Annotated in this window: 24 protein-coding genes and 1 tRNA gene; 11 read left to right on the plus strand and 14 right to left on the minus strand. The window is 63.1% G+C overall.

What is annotated here, in order from left to right; genetic code table 11:
- From Q7T45_RS23230 to Q7T45_RS23240, 3 genes are all read left to right on the plus strand, one after another.
- A partial coding sequence (locus tag Q7T45_RS23230; RefSeq protein WP_304873907.1) for an HU family DNA-binding protein occupies nt 1-192 on the plus strand: 192 nt, incomplete at its 5' end.
- A 93-nt stretch (nt 193-285) separates the two neighbouring features.
- Nucleotides 286-849, plus strand: a complete 564-nt coding sequence (locus Q7T45_RS23235; RefSeq protein WP_304873909.1) for a MerR family transcriptional regulator — start codon at nt 286-288, stop codon at nt 847-849.
- A 104-nt stretch (nt 850-953) separates the two neighbouring features.
- Nucleotides 954-1,031: transfer RNA gene (locus Q7T45_RS23240), tRNA-Pro, on the plus strand.
- A 94-nt stretch (nt 1,032-1,125) separates the two neighbouring features.
- Here Q7T45_RS23240 and Q7T45_RS23245 read toward each other — a convergent pair.
- Entirely contained in the window at nt 1,126-1,722 is a 597-nt protein-coding gene (locus Q7T45_RS23245) for an isochorismatase family protein (protein WP_304873911.1), read from the minus strand.
- 98 nt (nt 1,723-1,820) lie between these two features.
- Nucleotides 1,821-2,924 carry a mandelate racemase/muconate lactonizing enzyme family protein gene (locus Q7T45_RS23250; protein ID WP_304873913.1) on the minus strand — a complete coding sequence of 368 codons (1,104 nt, stop codon included), beginning with the start codon at nt 2,922-2,924 and terminating at the stop codon, nt 1,821-1,823.
- A 271-nt stretch (nt 2,925-3,195) separates the two neighbouring features.
- On the opposite strand from Q7T45_RS23250, the gene serA reads away from it, so the two are divergent.
- Complete coding sequence (gene serA, locus Q7T45_RS23255; protein WP_304873915.1) at nt 3,196-4,461, plus strand: phosphoglycerate dehydrogenase; 1,266 nt, start codon at nt 3,196-3,198, stop codon at nt 4,459-4,461.
- Between the two features lie 22 nt (nt 4,462-4,483).
- Here serA and Q7T45_RS23260 read toward each other — a convergent pair whose 3' ends face one another.
- Both Q7T45_RS23260 and Q7T45_RS23265 read right to left on the minus strand, forming a co-directional pair.
- Complete coding sequence (locus Q7T45_RS23260) at nt 4,484-4,684, minus strand: hypothetical protein (protein ID WP_304873917.1); 201 nt, start codon at nt 4,682-4,684, stop codon at nt 4,484-4,486.
- A 102-nt stretch (nt 4,685-4,786) separates the two neighbouring features.
- On the minus strand, nt 4,787-5,077 hold the full coding sequence (locus tag Q7T45_RS23265; RefSeq protein WP_304873919.1) for a hypothetical protein: 291 nt from the start codon (nt 5,075-5,077) through the stop codon (nt 4,787-4,789).
- Between the two features lie 336 nt (nt 5,078-5,413).
- On the opposite strand from Q7T45_RS23265, the gene Q7T45_RS23270 reads away from it, so the two are divergent.
- A complete protein-coding gene (locus Q7T45_RS23270; RefSeq protein ID WP_304873921.1) occupies nt 5,414-5,683 on the plus strand; it encodes a hypothetical protein in 270 nt (89 codons plus the stop codon).
- 223 nt (nt 5,684-5,906) lie between these two features.
- On the opposite strand, the gene Q7T45_RS23275 is transcribed toward Q7T45_RS23270, so the two are convergent.
- Genes Q7T45_RS23275 through Q7T45_RS23285 form a run of 3 tightly spaced genes read right to left on the minus strand, consistent with a single transcriptional unit; the run spans nt 5,907 to nt 8,350 of the window.
- Nucleotides 5,907-7,736, minus strand: coding sequence for a carbamoyltransferase (locus tag Q7T45_RS23275; protein WP_304873922.1), 1,830 nt, complete (start codon nt 7,734-7,736; stop codon nt 5,907-5,909).
- 8 nt (nt 7,737-7,744) lie between these two features.
- The gene (locus Q7T45_RS23280; RefSeq protein ID WP_235782681.1) at nt 7,745-7,894 is read right to left on the minus strand and encodes a DUF5989 family protein; all 150 of its coding nucleotides are present in this window, start codon (nt 7,892-7,894) and stop codon (nt 7,745-7,747) included.
- Nucleotides 7,895-8,350 (minus strand): hypothetical protein, encoded by a 456-nt coding sequence (locus Q7T45_RS23285; protein WP_304873927.1) that lies wholly within the window; start codon nt 8,348-8,350, stop codon nt 7,895-7,897.
- Nucleotides 8,351-8,495: 145 nt separating this feature from the next.
- Here Q7T45_RS23285 and Q7T45_RS23290 point away from each other — a divergent pair, with 145 nt between their 5' ends.
- Nucleotides 8,496-9,650: a hypothetical protein gene (locus Q7T45_RS23290; protein ID WP_304873930.1), complete on the plus strand. Its 1,155-nt coding sequence runs from the start codon at nt 8,496-8,498 to the stop codon at nt 9,648-9,650.
- 11 nt (nt 9,651-9,661) lie between these two features.
- Here the strand turns inward: Q7T45_RS23290 and Q7T45_RS23295 are convergent, their stop codons facing one another.
- A complete protein-coding gene (locus tag Q7T45_RS23295; RefSeq protein ID WP_304873932.1) occupies nt 9,662-10,255 on the minus strand; it encodes a hypothetical protein in 594 nt (197 codons plus the stop codon).
- 193 nt (nt 10,256-10,448) lie between these two features.
- On the opposite strand from Q7T45_RS23295, the gene Q7T45_RS23300 reads away from it, so the two are divergent.
- A complete protein-coding gene (locus Q7T45_RS23300; RefSeq protein WP_304873934.1) occupies nt 10,449-11,417 on the plus strand; it encodes an SDR family NAD(P)-dependent oxidoreductase in 969 nt (322 codons plus the stop codon).
- A gap of 34 nt (nt 11,418-11,451) precedes the next feature.
- Here the strand turns inward: Q7T45_RS23300 and Q7T45_RS23305 are convergent, their stop codons facing one another.
- Nucleotides 11,452-12,552, minus strand: coding sequence for an ISAs1 family transposase (locus Q7T45_RS23305; RefSeq protein WP_304873936.1), 1,101 nt, complete (start codon nt 12,550-12,552; stop codon nt 11,452-11,454).
- Between the two features lie 275 nt (nt 12,553-12,827).
- Nucleotides 12,828-13,769 carry an acetamidase/formamidase family protein gene (locus tag Q7T45_RS23310; protein ID WP_304873938.1) on the minus strand — a complete coding sequence of 314 codons (942 nt, stop codon included), beginning with the start codon at nt 13,767-13,769 and terminating at the stop codon, nt 12,828-12,830.
- 178 nt (nt 13,770-13,947) lie between these two features.
- Between Q7T45_RS23310 and Q7T45_RS23315 the strand changes: the two genes are divergently transcribed.
- The 3 genes from Q7T45_RS23315 (at nt 13,948) to Q7T45_RS23325 (ending at nt 16,933) form a co-directional block, all read left to right on the plus strand.
- The gene (locus Q7T45_RS23315; protein ID WP_304873940.1) at nt 13,948-14,775 is read left to right on the plus strand and encodes a YdcF family protein; all 828 of its coding nucleotides are present in this window, start codon (nt 13,948-13,950) and stop codon (nt 14,773-14,775) included.
- A gap of 65 nt (nt 14,776-14,840) precedes the next feature.
- Nucleotides 14,841-15,626 (plus strand): DUF169 domain-containing protein, encoded by a 786-nt coding sequence (locus tag Q7T45_RS23320; RefSeq protein ID WP_304873942.1) that lies wholly within the window; start codon nt 14,841-14,843, stop codon nt 15,624-15,626.
- 119 nt (nt 15,627-15,745) lie between these two features.
- Nucleotides 15,746-16,933 (plus strand): trans-acting enoyl reductase family protein, encoded by a 1,188-nt coding sequence (locus Q7T45_RS23325; protein ID WP_304873944.1) that lies wholly within the window; start codon nt 15,746-15,748, stop codon nt 16,931-16,933.
- Between the two features lie 150 nt (nt 16,934-17,083).
- Here Q7T45_RS23325 and Q7T45_RS23330 read toward each other — a convergent pair whose 3' ends face one another.
- From Q7T45_RS23330 to Q7T45_RS23345, 4 genes are all read right to left on the minus strand, one after another.
- The gene (locus Q7T45_RS23330; protein ID WP_304873945.1) at nt 17,084-18,328 is read right to left on the minus strand and encodes an O-antigen ligase; all 1,245 of its coding nucleotides are present in this window, start codon (nt 18,326-18,328) and stop codon (nt 17,084-17,086) included.
- A 186-nt stretch (nt 18,329-18,514) separates the two neighbouring features.
- Nucleotides 18,515-20,065 carry an undecaprenyl-phosphate glucose phosphotransferase gene (locus Q7T45_RS23335; protein ID WP_304873946.1) on the minus strand — a complete coding sequence of 517 codons (1,551 nt, stop codon included), beginning with the start codon at nt 20,063-20,065 and terminating at the stop codon, nt 18,515-18,517.
- Nucleotides 20,066-20,206: 141 nt separating this feature from the next.
- A complete protein-coding gene (locus tag Q7T45_RS23340; RefSeq protein ID WP_304873947.1) occupies nt 20,207-21,340 on the minus strand; it encodes a glycosyltransferase family 4 protein in 1,134 nt (377 codons plus the stop codon).
- A gap of 2 nt (nt 21,341-21,342) precedes the next feature.
- A complete protein-coding gene (locus tag Q7T45_RS23345; protein ID WP_304873949.1) occupies nt 21,343-21,993 on the minus strand; it encodes a polysaccharide biosynthesis/export family protein in 651 nt (216 codons plus the stop codon).
- 180 nt (nt 21,994-22,173) lie between these two features.
- Between Q7T45_RS23345 and Q7T45_RS23350 the strand changes: the two genes are divergently transcribed.
- The coding region (locus tag Q7T45_RS23350; protein WP_304873950.1) for a GumC family protein at nt 22,174-24,077 on the plus strand (1,904 nt) is incomplete at its 3' end.

Below are 24,077 nucleotides of genomic sequence, written 5' to 3' on the forward strand. Positions count from 1 at the left end.
ACGGTGAAGCTGTCATCGTTCGGCTCGTTCATGGTGCGCAAGAAAGGCCAGCGTATCGGCCGCAATCCGAAAACCGGTACCGAGGTGCCGATATCGCCGCGTCGCGTGATGGTGTTCAAGCCGTCGGCCATTCTTAAGCAGCGCATCAATGGCCACGCCACCGGCAATGGCGACGGCAGCAAGGCCGAGTAGACTTAGCGTTCTAGACTTGGCGTTTTCGAGCGAAGTGGATACCGGTTCGCGTCGACGCGTCAGAACAGGAATTCTCCAACAGGGAGCGGACATTTGGACAAGGCGCCGGATGCGTTCCGAACCATCAGCGAGGTCGCAGCCGACCTCGATATCCCCCAGCACGTGCTGAGGTTCTGGGAGACGCGGTTCACCCAGATCAAGCCGATGAAGCGCAGCGGCGGCCGCCGCTACTACCGGCCCGACGACGTCGACCTTTTGCGCGGCATCCGCCGGCTGCTGTACGGCGAGGGCTACACCATCCGCGGCGTGCAGCGGATCCTCAAGGAGCATGGCATCGGCTCGGTGCAGCGGCTGGCCGACGCGACCAATGTGGCCAATTTCGGCGCCATCGAGGAGGCGGTCGGACGCAGCCTGTCGGAACGCGACGAGGAGGCGGTCGCGCCCGGCCTCGACCTCGACGACGACGATTACGAGGCTGCCGACGGCATCGACTTCCGCCTGCTCGACACCGACGAGGACGGCATGCCGGCGCTGGACTCCGGCCCCATCCCCGGCGTCGCCGGCCCGCGCCCCCTCGACGTCGCGCGCCTGCAGAACGTGCTGGCCGACCTGATCGCCTGCCGCGAGCTCCTCAATGCCGCGATGAAGGACGGGTAGGGGCGCGATATCGGCGGAACCGGCTTTCGTGCCGTCTGTGGGCCCCCGATCGCGCCTCGCTAGCTCCTTGCGCGCGGGCCTGATCGAAGCTAATGGAACGGCATCGGAGCGTGGCGCAGCCCGGTTAGCGCACTAGTCTGGGAGACTAGGGGTCGGAGGTTCAAATCCTCTCGCTCCGACCATTTACCCCAATAGAATCAGTACGCAGGATTGGTTGAGCCCTTCGCGAAACCAATCACATTCGTGACGGCAGCTGATGAGTATCGCCGCGCCTTCTCACGACACGCCGGCTTCCGGCAGGTCGCCCGGAAATTCACCAAACGCGGCGAACGTCTTTTCGCGATGCGGTGCTTCGGCCACGGCTTCGATCAGCTCGAAGTACAGCGTCTTGTAGGACAGCATGGTCACGCCCTCCGACCTCAACCTCAAAAGCGCGGCCTCGGTGTTGGCGGCCGACGAGAACAGCAGTTCCTCGACCGCGAAAACCTCAAAACCCAGTTCGAGAAGACCGAGGCAGGATTGCAGGACGCAGACGTCGGTTTCGCAACCCGCCACGATGGCTTGCGTCTTCTTCAGCCGTTTCAGATGGGCGCGGATCGGTTTCTCCCGGGTGAGGTCGAAGAAATCCTTCTCGAAAACCTTTCCGGGGCTGCCGAGATACGACTTGATGTCTTCCGGCACGGCTCCCTTGGCGTAGACCGGCCGCTCCAGCGTCGCGATCATCGGAATGTGGAAGTAGCCGAGCAGGCGTACGAAATTCCGCGTATTCGCCCGCAGGCGCGCGCGGGCGCGACGCTCCACTTGCGACAGGAAGAAGTCCTGATAGTCGACAATCAGCCCGCAGCTTTTGTCGATGACGATACGTTTGACCATCACATCGTCCTGCCGGAATGATCTCGCGCTGGAATAGTTCTTTCAGCTTTATGCCGCCAGCGAGCCGGGAGCACAACAGCCCACGGAGTTCCGCCGCATCAGCGATGCACGATGCAGCCGAGCGTCAGGCGTTCGATCGCCCCCAAATCCCATTCAATCCCCAACCCCGCATCGTCGGACGGCACCGCCATCCCGTCGCGTATCTGCATCCGCGAATGCGTGATTGGATCGAGTTGCGGAATGTATTCGACATATCGCCCGTTCGGCACCGCGGCGGCCAGCGAGACGTGCAGCTCCATCAGGAAATGCGGGCAGACGCTGACATTATGCGCTTCCGCCAGATGGGCGACTTTCAGCCAGGGCGTGATGCCGCCGATGCGGCCGACATCGACCTGAACGATGGTGCAGGCGCCGCGCACCAGGTAGTCCTTGAACTGGCTGATGGAATAGAGGGATTCGCCGACCGCGATGGGGACGGAGGTCGAGCGTGTCAGCTGCGCGTGAGCCTCGACATCGTCGGCATGAACGGGCTCCTCGAACCAGGCGATGTCGAGCTCTTCATAATGCCTGGCACGCCGGATCGCCTCTGACAGCGTAAATCCCTGATTGGCGTCGGTCATGATTTCGAAGCCGGGGCCGACGGCATCGCGGACGGCACGCAGACGGGCTACATCCTCGGCGACATGCGGGCGCCCGATCTTGATCTTGGCGCCCGAAAAGCCTTTTGCTTTGACCGCGAGCGCATCGTCGACCAGGGCGGCGGGTTCGATATGCAGCCAGCCGCCTTCGGTCGAGTACAGCGGCACAGCGTTCTTCGCACCGCCCGCCATTCGCCACAACGGCAGTTTCGCGCGGCGGCCGCGCAGGTCCCACAGCGCGGTGTCGATCGCCGCCAGCGCGATCGAGGTGAGGGCGCCCACCGTGGTCGCATGGGTGTGGAAGAACAGCTTGCGCCAGATCCCTTCGATTTCCTCAGCCTCGGCGCCGATCAATCGCGGACACAGATGATCGTTCAGCAACGCCAGCACGGACGATCCCCCGGTGCCGATGGTGTAGGAATAGCCGATGCCTTGAATGCCGTCGGCATCGGTGATGCGGACGATCGGCGTCTCCTGGCTCACAAAGCTCTGGATGGCGTCCGTGCGTTTGGTCGCCGGCTTCAGATCGACAAGAAAGACTTCGATTCTTGCTATTTTGGTCACGTCACCATCCGTGCTTCATCGGCTTGCGGGGAACCGCAAGCTGCGCGCTGCGTTCCCTGGAATCAAGAACGGCTCAGCGCCAGATGGCCAGCGTCGCTGAGCAGGTAATCCGGAAATCCCGCCTCAAGCCGGGCCGGCAGATACCGGCGTCGCCGGGCTGGCCAGAAAAGGGTTTGTCGCGAGGCGTTTTGTGAGTACCTAACGCCTGCGACCGTCCCGGTGTTCGGAATCGCGGCTCGCTGTCAGTTCTTCCCGTCAGGACCCTTCCATCGTGAACAAGATTCAGCCTCAACCGGAATTCTCTCTCGCCAAGGACAAGATCCGGGTTCTGCTCCTGGAAGGCGTCAACGACAGTGCCGTGCACACGCTGTCGGATGCCGGCTATTCCAGCGTGACGCGGCTGACCAAGGCGCTCGATGGGGAAGCGCTGAAGGAAGCCATCAAGGGCGTACACTTGCTCGGCATTCGGTCGCGCACGCAGGTCACGTCGGACATCCTCGAGGCCGCGGACCGGCTGATCGCGATCGGCTGTTTCAGCGTGGGCACCAACCAGGTGGATATCGACGCCAGCAGACGGGCCGGGATTCCGGTTTTCAACGCGCCTTTCTCCAACACGCGCAGCGTGGCGGAACTGGTGATCGGCGAAATCGTATTTCTGTTGCGCCGGATCGTCGCGCGATCGGTCGCGGCGCATGCCGGGCAGTGGGACAAGTCTGCGGCCGATAGCCATGAAGTCAGAGGCAAGACGCTGGGCATCGTCGGATACGGCAACATCGGCTCGCAATTGTCCTATCTCGCCGAAGCGATGGGCATGCGGGTGGTGTTCTACGATCACACCGACAAGCTTCGCCACGGCAACACCGAGCCGACGGCGACCCTGCACGAACTGCTGGCGCAGAGCGACGTCGTCAGCATGCATGTGCCGGAAACGGCGGCGACCCAGGGCATGATCGGGCGTGCCGAAATCCGGGCGATGAAGCAGGGCGCCTATTTCATCAATAACAGCCGCGGCATGGTCGTCGACCTCGACGCGCTGGCCGACGCCCTTCGCGAGGGCAGGTTGCGCGGCGCCGCCGTCGATGTGTTTCCGGTCGAGCCGGGTTCGAACAAGGAACGTTTCGTTTCGCCGCTGCAGGGATTGGACAATGTGATCCTGACGCCGCATGTCGGCGGTTCGACCGAGGAGGCGCAGGAGCGCATCGGCGCCGAGGTCGCGCGCAAGCTGGTGGATTACAGCGATACCGGCTCGACCATGGGCGCGGTGAACTTTCCGTTGGCGCAGCTGCCGGCGCGCCCGACCGGCACCCGCTTCATTCAGGTTCAGCGCAACGTGCCGGGCATGCTCGGACGGTTGAACGAATTGCTGGCGCGTCACGCCGTCAATATCGCGGCTCAATATTACGAAACCCACGCGGATGTGGGTTATGTGGTGCTGGACACCGACACGTCGGCCAGGGACAGCCAGAGCATCCTCGCCGACATCCGGGCGCTGGAAGGCACGATCCGCGCGCGGTTGCTGTATGAACATAAGGCCTGAAGGCCGGCCGGTGCACGGCGCCTCAATCCGCCTCGAACGCCAGGCTGTAATCCACCTTCAGCGCCGGGTCCTGTTCTTCCTTCCGCAGCACGCAATTCCCCACCACCAGCAGATCGAGCTCGTTGCCCATGAAGCAGCGGAAGGCGTCGTCGGGCGTGCAGACGATGAGTTCGAGTGTAAACCCTCTAGCTCCGACATTGAGATAAAAAAGGCGATCGCGCAATTGCAGTAACATACTGCCGATGAAGCCGACTCTTTGCCATCCTCTTAAACGCCGAAAGGGCCGCGATGCGGCCCCCCGGAACTAACTTACTGCGCCTAACGATTAAATGAAGAGCGCGAGTTGTCGCTCCACACCATCATCCTTCCGCTTGAGAAATACACTACCGCCTTTCTTGTGTTCCTCAACCGCGGCGGCGTACAGCTGCAACGCAGCCTTTACAACTTCGGTAATCGAACTGGCGTGAGTGTCGCGCTGAATCTCCAACAGTCGTTGTGTCAACGATTCCGGGATGTAGATGTGGAGCCTATTCCCGGGCTCGAGACTCTTAGGACGCCCGCGCGACTTCCGCTCCTTAGGGGTGTCGGTAGCATGGCTGCCTTCAAGCAACGTCATTGTGCGATCTCCATATAATTCTTCCCTCTAGGGCATCGACCCATTAAATGGGTTATTAATATGTGCCAGTCAATTGGGGGTACGTCAATATAATTAATAAATAATTAATAACCCATATTTTGGGCTAAAATTTGTCTTGCAAGCTGAAACTGCGTGGACCAAAGGGGTTGGTCCGGCCCCGAAATGGGGTGCTTTAACGAGATTACAACCGGAGAAACACACATGCCTCAAATTTTCGAATTCCTCAGCACCAGCCGGCTACCGGTCAGCTGAGGAAGCCCGGGCCCTCCGACCCAAGGGGGACTCACCCGGTCAACGGGCCGAAGGGAGATGGCGATGGCCAGCACTTCGCGAACGACCGCCAGCGCAGGCGGAGATGGAGACAACCGGGAAAATGTTCCGGTTGAAAATGCCCTCCAACTTAATCCGGAGGTACTGCAAGATCTCGATATGCCTGGCCTCGAAGACATCGAAGCCGTCATTATCGTGGTCAACGAGCCGGATCCATTTTGGATCCGCTGGAGTGAAGGCCTAACGATTCACGTTGTTGCGAGCGGCGTTGTTGCTGTCATCGCCTTCATCGCGGGTCGATACTTTCCACTCTAGCAACAGGCCAAACAAGAGGAGGGACATTAGTTGGCTACCTATGCCGGCACGGCGCCGGAATCGCCGAAGAGATTTTAGCAAGGAGGACCACCACCAGCACGCTCATGCCGGCCAGGCACCGGATCCCGCCGACGATTTCTCGGGCCCCCGCGAAATCAGCCCCCGCGACATATCGCGGGGGCTTTTTCGTGTCGGCACGTTCCACCACGAGCGCACAGGTTCCTCAATCGGCCTCGAATGCCAGGCTGTAGTCCACCTTCAGCGCCGGATCCTGCTCTTCCTTCCGCAGCACGCAATTGCCGACCACCAGCAAATCGAGTTCGTTGCCCATGAAGCAGCGAAACGCATCTTCGGGCGTGCACACGATCGGCTCGCCGCGGACGTTGAAGGAGGTGTTGACCAGCACCGGGCAGCCGGTCTTCGCCTTGAAGCGGCTGAGCAGCGCATGGAACAGCGGATTGGTGTCGCGGTGCACGGTCTGGATCCGCGCGGAATAATCCACATGCGTCACCGCGGGGATTTCCGAGCGTGACACGTTGAGTTTTTCGATGCCGAACAGCGCCTGTTCGGCTGCCGTCATCTGGCGATGTTTTTCCCGTTTGACGTCGACGACGACGAGCATGTACGGGCTGTCGGACGCGAGATCGAACCACTCCGAAAGGTCCTCGCGCAGCACCGCCGGCGCGAACGGCCGAAAGCTTTCGCGGTATTTGACCTTGAGGTTGAGATTCTTCTGCATCGCGGGCGAACGGGGATCGCCGAGGATCGAGCGCGCCCCGAGCGAGCGCGGGCCGAATTCCATGCGGCCCTGGAACCAGCCGACGGCTTTTTCGTCGGCCAGCGCCTGCGCCGTTGTCTCCAGCATCGCGGCTTCATCTGATACGGCGAATTTGGCGCCCGCCGCCGTCAATTGCCGTTCGATCTCGGCCTGCGCAAAATGCGGGCCGAGATAGGAGCCGGCCATGCCGTCGGCGCCGTTGCTCCGGCGCGGCTGGCCCTTGAAGATGTGATAGGCCGCCAGCGCCGATCCCACCGCGCCGCCGGCGTCGCCGGCCGCCGGCTGGATCCAGATATTCTCGAAATGGCCGTCGCGCAGCACCTTGCCGTTGGCGACGCAGTTCAGCGCCACACCGCCGGCGAGGCACAGGTTCTTCGAACCGGTCTGCTTGGCGAGGCTGCGCGTCAGCCGCAGCACGGCTTCATCCAGCACCGCCTGGATCGAGGCCGCGACGTCCATGTGAAACGACGTCAGCAGCTGATCCGGGCTGCGCACGGGCTCGCCGAACAGTCTGGCGAACCGGTCGTTGGTCATCGTGAAGCCGGTGCAATAGTCGAAATAGGACATGTCGAGCCGGAACGAGCCGTCCGGCTTCAGATCTATCAGATGATCGAGAATGAGTTTTGCAAAGCGCGGCTCGCCATAGGGCGCCAGCCCCATCACCTTGTATTCGCCGGAGTTGACCTTGAAGCCGGTGTAATAGGTCGCGGCCGAATAGAGCAGGCCGAGCGAATGCGGAAAATGGATCTCCTGGAAGATTTCCAGCCGGTTGCCGTCGCCAAGCGCCGCCGACGTGGTCGCCCATTCGCCGACGCCGTCCATGGTCAGCACCGCGGCGTTGTCGAAAGGCGAGGGGTAGAAGGCGGACGCCGCGTGGCTCAGATGATGCTCGCAGAACAAGAGCCGGCTGATGTCGAAATTTTCCGAGAATTTACCGATCTCGTCGCGCAGCAGGCTTTTCTGGAACAGCTTTTCCTTCAGCCACAGCGGAATCGACATCTTGAACGAGCGAAAGCCGCGCGGCGCCATCGCGATGTAGGTCTCCAGCAGCCGCTCGAATTTGAGGAATGGCTTGTCGTAGAACACCACGTGATCGAGGCCGTCGGCGGTGATTCCGGCTTCTTGCAGGCAATACGCGATGGCGTGGTGCGGGAAGGCGGGATCATGCTTGCGCCGGGTAAAACGCTCCTCCTGGGCGGCGGCGATGATGCGGCCGTCCTCGATCAGCGCCGCGGCGCTGTCGTGGTAGAATGCGGAAAGCCCGAGAATGCGCATAGCGTCGGCTAGAACAGCGTGTAGATGAACGGCGCGATCGCGGAGCCCTTGGTCAGCACCACCAGGCCGCCGAACACCACCATCATGATCAGGATCGGCAGCAGCCAGAATTTCTTCCGGACCCGCATGAAGCGCCAGAGCTCAGCGAGAAAATCCATCTAGAACTGATCCTTCATCGTCTCGGGCGCGGGCCCCGGAGGCGCGCGCACAATCCAGTAGCTTTCCGCGTCCGGCTGCCGTTTCAGCCGCAGCAGATCCTTGCCGAGCGCGCGCATCACCAGGCCGGTCGGCAACACCGTGCCATAGAACAACAGCGCCATCACGATCGGATTGACCACGCTGTGCAATAGCAGGCCGAATTTCAGCCAGAGCCGGTTCAGCGGATTGAGCATCGCGGGGCGGAGCAGGGCCGTGGCCAGTAACAGCGCGGCCACGCCGCCGCTCCAGGGCCAAATCCGGCCGTCATGCCAGCCGTTCAGCAGGGTCAGGATCGCGAATGCCGCCGCCATCACCAGGCCGAACGCGCGATCGGAACCCGCCACGACCGGTTCGTCGCGGGAAAACGCCTCGTGGGTCGCCTGCGTCATCTTCGGTCGAGCGGGGCCGTCCGTCATTCCCACAAACACCTATGAGAGCTGTCACCTGTGCAACTGGGCGAGATCCGGGCTCGCCCATTCTTCCGCTCGGTGAAATTCTATGCCTTGCAGTCGGTTCCGGAAAGCCGGAAAAAGTGCCCCTGCGATCATGGTTGTCCGCGTCATGTCCGACAATCCCGCTTCCCGGCCGCCGCCAGGCAGGCTGTCGGCCCGGTTCAGCCTGCGGCGGGCGCTGGTTTACGCCGGTACCTTGGCCTATTGCCTGGCGCTGTTTCTGGCGTTCGATTTCGCCTGGTCGAGCCTGACCCGGGGCGAGGAGACCCAGCGTCCGGCCCGGGTCGCCAATCCCGTCTATGACCACGGGTTGGCCGCCGGTTTCGACGGCCACGATATCTGGGGCGAAACGCGCTACCGCCTGGTCACCAACAGCCTCGGCTTCAAGGACGCCTCGACCCGAGCCGTTCCGTTGAAGCCGGCGTCGCACCGGGTCCTGCTGATCGGCGATTCCTTCGCCGAGGGCATCGGCATGAGTTATGAGGATTCCTTTGCCGGCCTGCTGCAGCGCGCGGGGCAGCAGCGCAACGAGAAGATCGAGTTTCTCAACGCCGGCGTCGCGTCCTATTCGCCTGTTATCTACTACAAGAAGATAAAATACCTGCTGGAACTCGGATTGCAGTTCGACGAGGTCGTGGTGTTTTCCGATACGTCCGACGTGACGGACGAGGCGAATTTCTATTTCTGCATCGACGAGGATCCCAAATACCGCGCGTATTGCAGTCCGGCAGAAGGATCGATGCAACCGGCGACGGCCTCGCCGAAGCCGGGCAATTTCCTGATCGACCGCTTCGTGGTGTTCAACCGGTTGCGCATCACCATCAAGCGGGCGATACAGTCGGTCGTCGGCAACCGCCGAGCGTCGCTCAACACCGATCGCGGCCGCATCGGCTGGACCGTTCCGGGAGCGGACGTGACCAGCGTCTACCGGCCGCTCGGCGTCGATGGCGGTATCGCAAGGTCGCTGCAGAACATGCGGGCACTGTCCGACCTGCTGGCTGCCAGAAACATTCCGCTCACCATCGTGGTCTATCCCTGGGCGCAGCAGGTGGCGCAGGGCGACCGCAACAGCCGGCAGGTCTCGCTCTGGCGCGAGTTCTGCGAACGCCGCTGCAAGGCGTTCATCAATCTGTATCCGGTGTTGTTCGCCGCCAGCGAAGCCGACAGGAAATGGTACGAGCGCTTCTACATCGTCGGCGACGATCACTTTTCGGCCGAAGGCAACCAGCTGGTGTTCAGGGAGCTGGCAAGACGGCTGCTTTGACGGAGGCGGGTTCAGGCAGGAACAGCAGCAGCTGTTTTTGGCCGCGATTCCCTGAAACTGTTGGCCGATATCCTGAACGACAGCACGACGTCGGTTTGCGTCTCAAAGCTTTCGACGGCCTTGCGGCGTTCGATCGTGCGTTCAAGGCTGACCAGTTGCAGTGAAGCGACGATCACCCGGACGCGGCCGCGCGTGCCGAAGGGCAGCAGCAAACGTTCCAGGTCGATCGGCGATCCGGCGCCGTCGTACGTACGAAGCACGGTGTAGATCGCGCATCCGCTGCTGGCGCAGTGGGCCGACGCAGCGATGATGGGAACTCGTAAAACCGGTGGTGCGACTTCGAACAGGGTCTTTCCGACCCAGGGGTCCTTCATGGCCTCGTCGATGAACGAGCCACGGTACAATGCGCGAAAATCCAGCTGCTCCTTGCCGGCTTCGACTTTCCACACCGCGATATGCTTCGGATCGTGGATCCCCGGACCGGGCGCGAACTGATCGAACGGCGGCAAGCCGCTCTCAGCCAGGGCGAGCCGCGCCCAATAGGCGGCCAGGCTGCGCTGACTCTTCGACCGGATGCTGTCAATTGTTCCGTTTTCAAAATTCATTTTGAGCTATCCTGTGCGAATAACTCTGCACCCCATTGGTTAAGGAATTTCCATTCGCGGCCCGGTCCATCCGCTCCGACTCATGCAATTCGGGATGCCAGCGTTGTTTGACCGGCGAGCGTTGGTGCGACTATACCGGAAAGGTCGGATTCAAAATCTCACACGCCTTGCAATGGAAAGGTCAGCGCCCCCCATGAAAGACTTTGCCGGAAAAATTGCCGTCATCACCGGAGGCGGCACGGGCATGGGCCGCGAGCTGGCGCGGCAACTCGTCGCGGAAGGCTGCAACGTCGCGATGTGCGACGTCTCGGCCGAGGCGATGGCGGAGACGAAGCGGCTGTGCGAGGTCGAAAAACTGCCGCAGGGCCTGCGCATCACCACCCATATCGCCGACGTCTCGATCGAGGACCAGCTGACGCGCTTTCGCGACGAACTCGCCGAGCAGCAGGCGACCGACAGAATCCATCTGCTGTTCAACAATGCCGGCATCGGCGGCGGCGGCAGCATGTTCACCAACACGCGGGAGCAGTGGGAACGGACCTTCAATATCTGCTGGGGCGGGGTCTATCTCGGCGTCCGCACCTTCCTGCCGATGCTGATGAAGGCCGACGAGGGCCATATCGTCAACACCTCCAGCGTCAACGGCTTCTGGGCTTCGGTCGGAATGGGGGTATCGCATACCGCCTACAGCTCCGCCAAATTCGCCGTGAAGGGATTTACCGAAGCGCTGATCACCGATCTGCGGCTCAACGCGCCGCACATCAAATGCTCGGTGGTGATGCCTGGCCATATCGGCACCTCGATCGTGTCCAATTCGCGCAAGATCCAGAGCGGCACCGAATCCGAGCTTCTCAGCGCCAACGAACTGTTGTCGGCGCGCGTGCGCCTCAAGGCCATGGGCATCGACACCGCGGTGATGTCGGACGACGACGTCCAGAAGATCGCGCTGGATCGCGCGCGCGCCTTCCGCGAGGACGCTCCGACCACGGCGGCGCAGGCGGCGAAAATCATCCTCGACGGCGTCAAGGCCGAGCGCTGGCGCATCCTGGTCGGCGACGATGCCCACACGCTCGACGAGCGCGTGCGCAAAACGCCGGAGCAGGCCTACACACAGGAGTTTTATCAGAGCTTTACGGAAGAGGTCGGCTGGCGGCTGGGGTGAGGCGTCTCACTTCACCCTCCCCTGGAGGGCAGGGCTATCGCATTTGAGCCAGGAGGGTGAAGAGATAATCTTCGACCCATCCGGCACGTTTGATTTTGCGTCGGATGGAGACCTTAAGTCCATCGCTTTGCAAGAGATTGAGGGCGAGGCGTCGGAGCAAGGCGATGTTCTGAGCGGCGTTATCCTTTCTGGAGCGAGCCAGATCCTCGTTAAAGACGACATCGAGCACCCAGTGTTGGCTGTTCTCGATGCCCCAGTGGGCGCGCACGGTGGCCAGAACGTCGGCGGCGGGGAGCATTCGCGAGAGGACAAAATAGCGGGTCTGGCACTCTTCGGCATTGGCGAGCCTGCGAACGGCGTCGACCCGCGCGACCGCCGCCAAGCCGTTGAACTTGAACTTTTGATCCCATCCGTCGGGAACGGCCAATACGGCCGCTTGCCTCGTTTCGATGCGACCATGCTCAAGTTGCGGCCCATCGATAGTGTCGGCTGCGACATTTTCCAACAGTTTTACGGTCTCGTGATAGAGCGGCCCGCGGTTACCCTTGAGCGCCAGAACATAGTGTCCGTCGCGCTCGCGGATCGCTTTTGCCATCTTGCGATTGCCATGAAGCGCATCCGCCGTAACTGTAGCGTCCTCCAGATCGAGCATTGCCACCAACTCAAGGGCCCCTTTGATCTCGTTGCGACCGGGCGCTCGGCATTGACCCAAGACCAGCCGGTTCCCGGCCCCCCAGGCCGTGACAAGATGCAATGGCGTCGCCCGCGCTCCAGCCTCGAAGGCGCCGGAGAGCGACTTGCCGTCGATGGCAATGACCTGACCGGCCATTCCGACAACGCCGCTAAGACGGGCTGCAAACGCTGCCATGAACCTACGAAAAGCGGTCTCGAAGGCGACCGGATCGAGCACTCGAAAGATTCTGCTGAATGTGTCGTGGCTGGGTATTCCATGGCGAAGTCGCAGGAATTTGCGAAGCGACGATTCTTTGGCCTCGCCAAAATCTGCCATGTCCTGGCAGTTCTCTGCCCCGCAAAGCACTGCGGCAAAGCTGATGAGCAGCACCTCGCAAAGGTCGTGCCTCGCATTGGCTGCTCGCGGATTAGGAACACTGGCGAAAAACGAACCGAAGTCCATCGGAGACCTCCTGCTAACATGCGGAGCCCTCTGAAGAATCCAACGCTTCCTGATTCGCCACTGCTCAAATCGTCAAATGCGATTCCCCTGCCTGGAGGGGGAGGGTCGCTTCACATCGAGCGTAGCGAGATGTGAAGCGGGGTGGGGTGAAGGTGCTTCAACTCGAGCACTGTTCGAGACGAGAGACTTTCACCCCACCCCGCCGCACTCCGGACGATGCTTCGCATCGCCGGCGCGCGTCGACCCTCCCCCTCCAGGGGAGGGTGAACGCACGTTCACCCGTGCACCACCGCCTTCTCGATCATGCAGTGGATGCCCTTCGACCCGTTCACCGTCTGCGTCACCCGCAGGTCGGCGGCGAGGCTGCACAGCGTGTAGGCGTCCTCACGCGACAAATTGCGTTTTTCGCCGAGCAGCACGATCATGTCGCGCAGCGCGCGGACCACGCATTGATCGAGGTCGGGATCCATCGCCATCGTCATGTAATGCGTCGGCGTCTCGGCGCGGGGATAGTCGAAGCGCAGATCCTTGCGCAGCGTCAGCCTGAAACGGCCCTGCAGCGCGGTCTCGATCGCGGTGACGCAGACCTCGCCGTCGCCCTGCACGCCGTGGCCGTCGCCGCAGGAGAACAGCGCGCCCGGCACGAACACCGGCAGATAGAGTTTGGCGCCGGGGACCAGTTCCTTGTTGTCGAGATTGCCGCCCATCGCGCGCGGAACCAGCGAACTGATGCGGCCCCAGGCCGGCGGCGGCGCCACGCCCATCACCCCGAAGAACGGTTTTAGCGGCAAATCGAGGCCCCAGGGCATCCGGCCGACCATGCGCGCGCGGTCGAGCGGAATGTTGAGCAACCGCGTCTCGTGAAAATCGTCGGGCAGGGTGCCGGCCAGCGGCTTGATCATGTTCCAGCCCCAGTCCTGCCTGAGCTGGATGTCGAGGATCTCGATTTCCAGCACGTCGCCGGGCAGGGCGCCCTCGATCGCGATCGGGCCGGTCAGGATGTGCCCGGGCAGCATCCGCTCGTTCTTGGCGTGTACCTCGGCGAGTTCGGGGGGAACCTGAAACTGGCGCTTGTCCGGCATCATTTCCGGACCGCCGCTGATGGTGTCGACCGTGACCTCATCGCCGCTGGCGATGGTGAGGACGGGCTTTAGCTTGGCTTCGAAAAACCCCCAGTGGCAGGTTTCGGGGCTGGAATGCAGGTGGTGATGGGGCATGCGGAGGGCTTTCTCGGCGGTTGTTCTGACTCTATTCGTCATTGCCGGGCTTGACCCGGCAATCCATCTCCTTTGAGAAGCGCATATTACGAAGTGAGATGGATACGCGGGTCAAGCCCGCGTATGACGGCTTAACGCGAAACCCGGGCAGTACCCCGCGCCCGAAGAGGAATTCTCATTGTTTTTTCTGCTGTCCAAAACCCTCGGCGTCGTCCTGCTGCCGACCAATTTCCTGATCGGCATCGGCCTGGCTGGCGCGCTGTTGCTGGCCACGCGATTTGCAGCGGCGGGTCGCAAGCTGCTGGTTGCCGCGGTCATATTGCTGGCGATATGCGCATGGTCGCCGCTCGGAAAGCTGTTGCTCTATCCGCTCGAGACCCGCTTTCCGCCCTGGGATGCGGCGAATGGCGCGCCGGATGGCATTCTCGTCCTCGGCGGACCGATCGACGCCGATCTTTCGCTTGCCCATGGCGGCGCCGTCGTCAGCGCCGCGGGCGACCGCATCGTTGCGGCGGCGGTGCTGGCGCATCGCTACCCCAATGCGCGCCTGATGTATTCCGGCGGCAGCGCCAATTTAGTGGCCAGCGATGACGCCCGGGAAGCCGACTATGCGGCCGAACTGTTTGAAGGCCTCGGCCTCGCCAAGGCACGTTTGCTGATGGAGCGCCGCGCGCGAAATACACTGGAAAATGCCACATTCTCCAAAGCGCTTGCCGCCCCCAGGGCGGGCGAGCGATGGCTTCTGGTGACATCGGCCTTTCACATGCCGCGATCGGTCGGCCTGTTTCGCAAGGCCGGATTCGATGTGGAAGCCTATCCCGTGGACTGGAGGCTCGGCGCACGCGCCGAACTTCTGACGTTATCCACCGTGGCCGGTGATGGATTTACGCGCTCCGACCTTGCCGTGCGCGAATGGATGGGCCTGATCGCCTATTGGGCCACCGGCAAGATCGACGATTTGCTGCCGGGGCCGGCTGCGAACCGGAAGCCGCTGTCGCAACGCTGAAACAATCAGGTTAGAATTGATCCAACGGGCGCGCAGCGCCTGACCATCGCTTTGGGAGTTACGCCATGCAACAGCAATCGCCGCCGGAACAACTCGATTTGGCCGGCATGGTGGCCGATCTGAACAGCCTGCTTCGGCTCAAGACCACCGTGATCGGCATGAAGATGTTCGCCACCGTGGAGGAAATGACGGCGATCCCGAAAATCCGGCGTCCATCAGCGGTTCACACGACCGACCAGATCGTCAGCATGGCCTCACGGCTGGGCTGGACCGTCGGCATCACCGCCGACGACCTCGTCGGCGCGCAGTGCCGTGCCGTGATTGGCCTGGCGCCAACCGATGAGAAATTTCTCGAGGGTACGAATTACGTCGGTGTCTGGCATGGTACGCCCGAGGACGCGCGCAAGCGCCAGGAGGCGCTGGATGTCGTGGCCTACGGACAATATCTGGCGCTGGCGGTGAGCCCGCTGTCGAGCGGCCGGCTCGATCCGCCCGACATCTGCCTGGTCTATGCCACGCCCGGCCAGATGATCATCCTGATCAACGGGCTGCAATATACCGGCTACAAGAAGTTCGAATGGGGCGTGGTTGGCGAGACCGCCTGCGCCGATTCATGGGGGCGGGCGCTCAAGACCGGCGAACCCAGCCTGTCGCTGCCGTGCTTTGCCGAGCGCCGCTATGGTGGCGTGCCGGATGAGGAGATGCTAATGGCGCTGTCGCCCGCGCATCTCGCCAAGGCGATCACGGGCATGAAGCAGCTGGCCAAGAACGGCCTGCGCTATCCGATCGCGCCTTACGGTATCCAGGCCGACGTGCGTGCCGGCATGGGCGCGTCCTACGCCAAGAAATAAGTTCGATCGTCATTGCGAGGAGCACTTGCGACGAAGCAATCCAGCTTTCTTTTTGCCGCCATGGATTGCTTCGCTTCGCTCGCAATGACAAGAATGCCTAAACTCAGGGATATCAGCCTATGTCTTCGTCGAAATTCGACATTATTGTTTACGGCGCCACCGGCTTTACCGGCCAACTCGTCGCCGAATATCTCGCCGCGCATTACAAGGCCGGCAGCGGCTTGAAATGGGCGATGGCGGGCCGCAGCAAGGACAAGCTCGCCGCGGTGCGCGATGCGATCGGGGCGCCGGCCGATACCGCGCTGATCGTCGCCGACGGCGGCGATCCCGCTTCGCTGAAGGCGATGGTCGATCAGACCAAATTGATCATCACGACCGTCGGGCCCTATCAGCTCTACGGCTCCGACCTGGTCGCGGCCTGTGCCGCTTCGGGCACCGACTATCTCGATCTCTGCGGCGAACCGCTGTGGATGCGGAAGATGATCGACGCGCATGAGGCAGCGGCGAAAGCAAGCGGTGCGCGCATCCTGTTCTCCTGCGGTTTCGACTCGATCCCGTTTGAACTTGGCGTCTACTTCGTGCAGCAGGCGGCGAAGCAGGCGCTCGGCGCAACGGTTAGCCGGGTCAAGACCCGCGTCCGCGACATGAAGGGCACGTTCTCGGGCGGCACCGCGGCCAGCGCGCGGGCGACGTTCGCGGCGGTAGCGAGCGATCTCAGTCTGGTCTCGATGGTGCAGGATCCCTTCGTCCTGACACCGGGCTTCGACGGTCCAAAACAGCCGCGTGGCAACAAGCCCGTCATGGATGAGGATTTGGGCTCGTGGACGGCGCCCTTTGTGATGGCGAGCATCAACACCCGCAACGTGCATCGCTCCAACATGCTGATGGATTTTCCGTACGGCAAAGATTTTGTCTATGACGAGATGATTTTGACCGGCCCCGGCGAACAGGGCGAAGCCAACGCCAGAAAGGTGGTGGCCGCCGTCAACGCCGAACGGATGGGCGCTTCGGGCGGCGGGCCGAAGCCGGGCGAGGGCCCCTCGAAGGAGGAGCAGGAGAACGGCATGTACGACCTGCTGTTCGTCGCCATCGCGCCCGACGGCCGGCAGGTCCGCGCCGCGGTCAAGGGCGACCGCGATCCCGGCTATGGATCGACCTCCAAGATGATCGCGGAATGCGCGATCTGCCTGCTGCGCGACGCGCCGGACGTTCCGGCCGGCATCTGGACGCCGGGCGCCGCCATGGGCGACAAGCTGATCAAACGGCTGGTGGACCACGCAGGGCTGACGTTCACGGTGGAGAACTAAGTCACTTCACCCGTAGCCCGGATGGAGCCAGCGATCGGCGCAAAGCGCCGCTCGATGGCGCAATCCGGGACTCTTTCCTAAACCCCGGATTACGCCTCCAGGCCGGCGCTTCCGCGCCGTCCCGTCGGCTCCATCCGGGCTACGGAACTGCTACGACGCTGTGGCATTCGCCCGCCAGCGCTGTGCCGCGGCGAACAGGCCCCACATCGCGCCCAGCATCATCCAGAAGTGTCGCCAGTGGTCGGTGTCGATGACAAAACTCATGCCGACGGTGCCGAGGAACGCCGCGAAGATGGCGAGATAGGCGCGTTGCCAGGGTACCGGGACGAAGGCATGCCGGAAGCCCATGATGACGGTGACGAACACCAGCGCGGGATAGCAGACGCCGGCGATCCAGCCGCCGGACATGAAGGCGTTGAGATAGGAATTGTGGGTGTCTTCGGGGAAGTAGCGGTTGAACTGCAGCGGGCCGATCCCGAAGGGCAGATCGAGCGCCATTTCCGCGCCGAGGATGTGGCGGCCGAACCGGCCGAACCGGCCGCTGTCGTAGCTTTGGCCAAGGCTGGCGCGCTGTTGGAACATGTCGCTGATGGAATCGAATGACAGCAGCACGCCGATCAGCATCGCCACGATGATGGCGGCGACCGCGGTCATGACGATGATGCGCGATCGCTGCCTGACCGACGGGCTGGTCAGCACCATCAGCGCCAGCATGAAGGCCGCGGTGATGACCAGTCCGCCCCATGCGGCGCGGGAAAACGCCAGCAGGATCGCCAGCGCCATGATGCCGAGTGCTATCGTGCTGCGGAATGATTTGCCGAGGCGATCGGAGACCACGCTTTGCAGCACGAACAAGGCGGGAAGGATCAGGAACGCGCCGAGCACGTTGGGGTCCTTGAAGGTGCCGCGCGCGCGCCCATACAGCGACAGCAGGTCGCGTCCGCCGGGGACCAGGTTGAAATAGCCCGCAATGCCCGCGGTCGCCGCGATCAGCGCGCCCACGATCAGGCCGCGACGCAGCATGTCGAGCCGGGCTTCGGTGTCTTCGGACAGCACCATGGCGAAGAACATCACGGTGACCGCCATGTACCAGGAGGTCGCAATCCACATCGCCACGCCGGGGCTGTCCAGCACCGGGATGGCGCCTATGGTGTAGCCGACATTGATCAGGAACAGCAGCAGCAGCAGCGGCATGAACACCAGCCGCAACCGCAGCCCGGTGGCGAAGAATAGCAGGGTCGCCGCCAGCGTCGCCAGTTCATACGGGCTGGGCTCAATGAACACGATCGCGCCGCAGGCGCCGACCAGCCACACCAGCGCCCGCTGCAGCGCCAGCACGCCGGGCGCGGCCGTCATGGACGGCAGGGAACTCCCGGCTGTGGCCGCATACGCCATTCGATACTCACGCACTCACACAACACTACTGGCCGTCAAAACCGTCATTGCAAGGAGCTCTCTTGTCCGCCGAAGCCCGCCTTCGGGCGAAGGCGGATGCGACGAAGCAATCCAGCTTCCTTCGTCGCGCTGTATGATGGATTGCTTCGCTTCGCTCGCAATGACGTTGAGAGTACCTCGTTTAATTCAGTAAGCGTTCTCGTTCTTCGTCATCAGCGCCAGCGGCGTCTTGATGAGGATGTAGAGATCGAACAGCACCGACCAGTTCTCGATGTAATAGAGATCGAATTCGACGCGCTTCTGGATCTTTTCCTCGCTGTCGACTTCGCCGCGCCAGCCGTTGATCTGCGCCCAGCCGGTGATGCCGGGCTTGACGCGGTGGCGCGCGAAATAGCCGTCGACCGCTTCGTCGAACAGCTGGCTCTGCAATTTACCCTGCACCGCGTGCGGGCGCGGGCCGACCAGCGAAAGATTGCCCTTGAAGACGACGTTGAACAGCTGCGGCAGCTCGTCGAGGCTGGTCTTGCGGATGAAGCGCCCGACCCGGGTGACGCGGCTGTCGTTCTTGGTCACCACCTTGGTGGCGAGCGGATCGGCCTGGTCGTGGTACAGCGAGCGAAACTTGAAGACGTCGATGCGCTCGTTGTTGAAGCCGAAGCGCTTTTGGCGGAACAGCACCGGGCCCGGGCTGTCGAGCTTGATCGCCAGCGCCACCAGCGCCATGACAGGCAGCGCCGCGAACAGGATCAGGGCGCCGACGACGCGATCGAACAGCCACTTCATCACCAGGTCCCAGTCGGTGATCGGCGCCTCGAACACATCCAGCGTCGGCACCTCGCCGAGATAGGAATAGGAGCGGGGGCGGAAGCGCAGCTTGTTGGTGTGGGCCGACAGGCGGATGTCGACCGGCAGCACCCACAGCTTCTTCAGCATTTCGAGGATCCGCGTCTCCGCCGAGATCGGCAGCGCGAACAGCACGAGGTCGATGCGGGTGCGGCGGGCGAATTCGACGATGTCGTCGATCTTGCCGAGTTTCGGGCTGCCGGCGCAGGTATCGAGCGCGCGGCTGTCGTTGCGGTCGTCGAACACGCCGAGGATATCGAGGTCGGAATCCTCCTGCGCCCTGAGCGCCTCGATCAGCTTCTCGCCGTTCTGGTCGGAGCCGACGATGATGGTGCGGCGGTCGAGCCGGCCGTCGCGGGCCCAGCCGCGAACCATCGACCGCAGGATCAGCCGTTCGCCGATCAGCGCGGCGAGGCCGGTGATGAAGAACGCCGACAGCCACAGCCGCGAGATCTCGCTGCCGAGCTTGGCGAAGAAGGAAACGCCGATGAACAGCAGGAACACGAAGGCCCAGGCCGAAATCATCCGCGTCATCTGCCGCAGCGTGCCGCGGAACACCTGGACTTCATAGATATCGGCGGCCTGGAAGCAGATCACCGCGGCCACGGTCATGGCGAAAATCGCCCCGACATATTCCCAGTAGAAGCCCGAGAGCGGCACCACATAGAACAGATAGATCGCGATACCGACCAGGCTGAGCAGCACGAAATCGGCGACGCGCACCGCGCCCGCGATCACGATCGGCGAATAGGCGCGCCGGACCTTCTGGTTGGTGACGGCTAGCGCCGCCTGCGACAGCCGGCGGCGCCGTTCGACCGGCGGGCGGTCCGCGGTGGCGGTGACCGCGGCGGCAGCCGCAGCATCGAGCATAGAGCGTGCGTTGAGCGGTTCCACGTTAGTCCAAATCCGTCCCTGAAGTCCGTTCTCAAACTCCGTCCTTGCACAGGCATGTAGGCATGCTCGCCGCGAGCGGAATTCCCCGCCCCCCGGATTAGAGGACAAATCGGAAGAAACGGTTAGCGGAGTAAGGAATGGTTAACGATCGGCAAACGCGTCGCGGTAGCCGGCCAGCACGCCTTCGACCATCGCCTTCTGCGAAAAATGCAGGAAGATTCGTTCGCGCAGCGACTTCGCGCGGGCCAACGCGGCTTCCGGGTCCTCCAGCGCGATCTCGATGGCATCCGCCATCGCGCCGACGATGTTGGGGGCAAACAGCGCATCGGTATGTTCTGCGAAGATTTCCGGGATGCCGCCGACATTGGCGGCCACCATCGGAATTCCCGCCGCGGCCGCCTCGATCACGACATAGGGCATCGAATCCCCGCGCGAGGGAACCACCAATAGCCTGCCTTTGGAAAAGCCGTAGCGCGCCTTGACGTGACCGATGAAGCGGACAGCCTCGCCAAGGCCGAGACGCTGGACCTGGGCCTTGAGATGGTCGAGTTCCTCGCCGTCGCCGGCCAGCGTCAGCGTCACCGGTTTGCCGTCGGCGCGCAGCCGCGCCACCGCGTCGATCAACAGGTCCGCGCCCTTGATGTGCCTGAACTCGCCGACATAGACCACGTCGGTGGCGTCGTCCGCCGGGATAATGGGATCGAACTCGTCGGCGGTGACGCCGTTGAACACGCAGCGCACCAGGCCGGAGGGGACCCCGATGGTGCGCTGATAGGTGTCGCGCGCGAACGCGCTCTCGAACAGGAACAAATCGGTCGCGTTCATCAACGCGCGTTCGAGAGTGCCGTACAACGCGCCCTTCAGCGTGTTGAGGGGATAGTGCAGCGAGCCGCCATGCGGCGTGTAAACCCGAATGGTTTCCTTCGAGCGTGCCTTCAGCCGGATGAAGGCGCCGGCCTTGGCGCCGTGGCCGTGCAGCACGTCCGGTTTCAGCTGCTTGATCAGGCGCATGAAACGCGCCCACACCAGCACGTCGGTGGGAAACGGCTCGCGGCGGATGGCGAGGCGGTGCACGCCGAGTTTCAGGCGCGGCGCGATTTCCTTCAGCGCCGCTTCCGCGCGCTCGCCGCCGGTGAGGCTGTCGGCGATGATGCCGACGTGATGGCCGCGATCGGCCTGGCCGTTGGCGAGATCCATGATGTGGCGGAAAATGCCGCCGACCGGCGCCCGCACCGCGTGCAGGATACGAAGCGGCTGACCTTCAATCAGGGGCATGATCAGAACCAGCGTTCGCCGACGAGTACGGTATCGCCGGGGCTGATGGCGGTGCCGAGCGGCACGACGGTCCGCATCGTGCCTGTGGGATCGTTGTGGGTGATCGTGACGCGATCCCGCAGCGCGCGCGGCGAGAAGCCGCCGGCAATGGCGACCGCGCTCTCCACCGTCATGTTCGGCACATAGGGATACTGGCCGGGTGCTGCGACCTCGCCGAGGATGAAGAACGGCCGGTAGGCCTCGATCTCCACCGCGACCGACGGCTCGCGGATGAAACCGTTGCGCAGCTTGGCGGTGATGTCGGCGGCGAGGCCCGCGGGCGTTTTGCCACGCGCCGGCACCGAGCCGATCAGCGGCATGGTGATGGAGCCGCCGGCATCGATCGCATAGGTGTTGGTGAGACCTTCCTGGCCGTAGACCACGACCCGGAGTTTGTCGCCGGCGTCGAGCCGGTAGGCGGTGTCATATCGGACGGGCTCCGGGGCATAGGCCACCGCCACGGGGACAGGGGCCGTCGCGTGGCTTTGCCCATAGGTCATCGTATCCAGATCGGCTTGCGGCTGCACCACGGCGACCGGCGCGGAGCGGCGCATGCAGCCCGCCAGGGCGAGTGCAGTCAGCAGACAGAGAATGACGCCACGCACGACTCGCATCGGACAGTCCACAGCAATTGCTGATTCCGATTAAGGGCATTCATGGTTAACAAAGCATGACCGCAACGCCCCCAAGCCGATGTTCTCCGGGGCCAATGGCGCGGATTAACCCAGCGGCAACCTTAATGGAGTGTAATCGGCCGCAGTTGAGTGGATGAGTTGCGTCCGCGGGAGTGTGCGATGCGTTTAGCGTTCTGGCGTGCAGGCAAGGACAAAGCGGGCAGGGCCAAAGCCTTGGTCGAGAAGGCCTTGGTCGAAAAGGCTGCGGTCCAGAGGGCCGCCGCGAAGCCCGCACCCGATTCGTATCGACCGGCCGCCGCAGCCCCGACCGGCGATCTCGATCTGCGCGCGCTGGGCCATGCGCTGGCCCGCAAGAAGGGCTGGATCATCGTTCCGACGCTGCTGGCCGCTGTGCTCTCGGTGACCGCCGTCAACCTGGTGACCCCGCGCTACAAATCCGAAGCCCGCATCCTGGTCGACGGGCGCGAGAACATCTTCCTGCGGCCGACTGGCGAGCGCAGCGAGGAGCGCAGCTCGATCGTCGATGCCGAGGCCGTCACCAGCCAGGTCCAGCTGCTGCTGTCGCGCGATCTCGCGCGCGAGATCATCAAGAAGAACAAGCTCGCCGAGCGCCCGGAATTCGATCCGGTGCTGCAGGGGCTTTCGCCGTTCAAGTCGCTGCTGGCCCTGTTCGGGATCGGCCGCGACCCGTTCTCGCTGACCCCCGAAGAGCGCGTGCTCGACACCTATTACGACCGCTTCACCGCCTATGCGGTCGACAAGTCGCGCGTCATCGTCATCGAATTCCAGTCGTGGGACCCGGAACTGGCGGCGCGCGTCGCCAATTCGATCGCCGATGGCTATCTGGTGCTGCAGCAGAATGCGCGGCAGGAGCAGGCCAAGTCCGCCGGCCTGTGGCTGTCGGGCGAGATCGACAGCCTGCGCAAGAAGGTCGCGGAAGCGGAATCCCGGGTCGAGGATTTTCGCTCGAAATCCAGCCTGTTCGTCGGCACCAACAACACCACGCTGTCGAACCAGCAGATGGGCGAGCTCAACACGCAACTGAACAACGCCCGCGCGCTGAAGTCGGATGCGGAATCGAAGGCGCGGCTGATTCGCGAAATGCTCCAGAGCGGCAAGCCGATCGAGGCTTCCGAGGTGCTCAATTCCGAACTGACGCGGCGGCTGTCCGAGCAGCGCGTCACGCTGCGCGCGCAGCTGGCCGAACAGTCCTCGACCTTGCTCGACAACCATCCGCGCATCAAGGAATTGAAGGCGCAACTGGGCGACCTCGACCGCCAGCTACGCGAGGAAGCCAGCAAGCTGTCGCGTTCGTTCGACAGCGACGCCCGGATCGCCGGCGGCAGGGTCGAAGGCCTCAGCGCCAGCCTGGAGCAGGTGAAGAAACAGGCGGGTTCGACCAACACCCAGGATGTGCAGCTGCGCGCGCTGGAGCGCGAGGCCAAGGCGCAGCGCGACCTCCTGGAATCCTATCTGGCGAAATACCGTGAGGCCAACACCCGCGAGAACATCGAGGCGGCGCCTGCCGATGGCCGGATCATTTCCCGCGCCAGCGTCTCCAACACGCCAGCTTACCCGAAGAAGCTGCCGATCGTGCTGATCGCGACGCTGGCAACGCTGATGCTCACCGCCGGCGCGATCGTCACGGGCGAATTGCTGCGCATGACGGCGCCGCGCGCGGCGGCTGCGATCGCCTCCGCGCCGGCTGCGATCCGCGCCAGGTCTGCCACGGTCAAGTCTGCGGCCGTCACGGCCGCCGCCGAGCCTGAATTCGAGATCGAACCCGAAATCGAGCCCGAAGCGGCTCCGGCGTTGCGCGATTCTCCGGGTATCGAGTCACCCGGCATCGTGCCCGAACTCTCCGAAATGGAGCGGCTGGCCGATGATCTGCGCAACGCCGGCGACGCCGCGCGCAAGGTAACCGTGCTCGGCACCGCCTCGAACGAAAGCATCACGTTGACCGCGCTGACGCTGGCGCGCCTGGTCGCGCGCCATGCCCGGGTCGTGGTGGTCGACCTGTCGGCGTCTTCGCCGACGTTTCAGGCGGTATCGGTCGATCCGGC

It is taken from the genome of Bradyrhizobium sp. (assembly GCF_030646015.1).
In the GTDB taxonomy this organism is placed as follows: Bacteria; Pseudomonadota; Alphaproteobacteria; order Rhizobiales; family Xanthobacteraceae; genus Bradyrhizobium.

What these genes read in the sequence shown, in the direction of transcription:
- Q7T45_RS23245 (WP_304873911.1), bottom strand. Translation starts at nt 1,722, where the DNA reads ATGGTCAAACGTATCGTCATCGACAAAAGCTGCGGGCTGATTGTCGAC.
- Q7T45_RS23265 (WP_304873919.1), bottom strand. Translation starts at nt 5,077, where the DNA reads ATGACGTTGCTTGAAGGCAGCCATGCTACCGACACCCCTAAGGAGCGG.
- Q7T45_RS23270 (WP_304873921.1), top strand. Translation starts at nt 5,414, where the DNA reads ATGGCCAGCACTTCGCGAACGACCGCCAGCGCAGGCGGAGATGGAGAC.
- Q7T45_RS23275 (WP_304873922.1), bottom strand. Translation starts at nt 7,736, where the DNA reads ATGCGCATTCTCGGGCTTTCCGCATTCTACCACGACAGCGCCGCGGCG.
- Q7T45_RS23280 (WP_235782681.1), bottom strand. Translation starts at nt 7,894, where the DNA reads ATGGATTTTCTCGCTGAGCTCTGGCGCTTCATGCGGGTCCGGAAGAAA.
- Q7T45_RS23285 (WP_304873927.1), bottom strand. Translation starts at nt 8,350, where the DNA reads ATGACGGACGGCCCCGCTCGACCGAAGATGACGCAGGCGACCCACGAG.
- Q7T45_RS23290 (WP_304873930.1), top strand. Translation starts at nt 8,496, where the DNA reads ATGTCCGACAATCCCGCTTCCCGGCCGCCGCCAGGCAGGCTGTCGGCC.
- Q7T45_RS23295 (WP_304873932.1), bottom strand. Translation starts at nt 10,255, where the DNA reads ATGAATTTTGAAAACGGAACAATTGACAGCATCCGGTCGAAGAGTCAG.
- Q7T45_RS23300 (WP_304873934.1), top strand. Translation starts at nt 10,449, where the DNA reads ATGAAAGACTTTGCCGGAAAAATTGCCGTCATCACCGGAGGCGGCACG.
- Q7T45_RS23305 (WP_304873936.1), bottom strand. Translation starts at nt 12,552, where the DNA reads ATGGACTTCGGTTCGTTTTTCGCCAGTGTTCCTAATCCGCGAGCAGCC.
- Q7T45_RS23310 (WP_304873938.1), bottom strand. Translation starts at nt 13,769, where the DNA reads ATGCCCCATCACCACCTGCATTCCAGCCCCGAAACCTGCCACTGGGGG.
- Q7T45_RS23320 (WP_304873942.1), top strand. Translation starts at nt 14,841, where the DNA reads ATGCAACAGCAATCGCCGCCGGAACAACTCGATTTGGCCGGCATGGTG.
- Q7T45_RS23325 (WP_304873944.1), top strand. Translation starts at nt 15,746, where the DNA reads ATGTCTTCGTCGAAATTCGACATTATTGTTTACGGCGCCACCGGCTTT.
- Q7T45_RS23330 (WP_304873945.1), bottom strand. Translation starts at nt 18,328, where the DNA reads ATGGCGTATGCGGCCACAGCCGGGAGTTCCCTGCCGTCCATGACGGCC.
- Q7T45_RS23340 (WP_304873947.1), bottom strand. Translation starts at nt 21,340, where the DNA reads ATGCCCCTGATTGAAGGTCAGCCGCTTCGTATCCTGCACGCGGTGCGG.
- Q7T45_RS23345 (WP_304873949.1), bottom strand. Translation starts at nt 21,993, where the DNA reads ATGCGAGTCGTGCGTGGCGTCATTCTCTGTCTGCTGACTGCACTCGCC.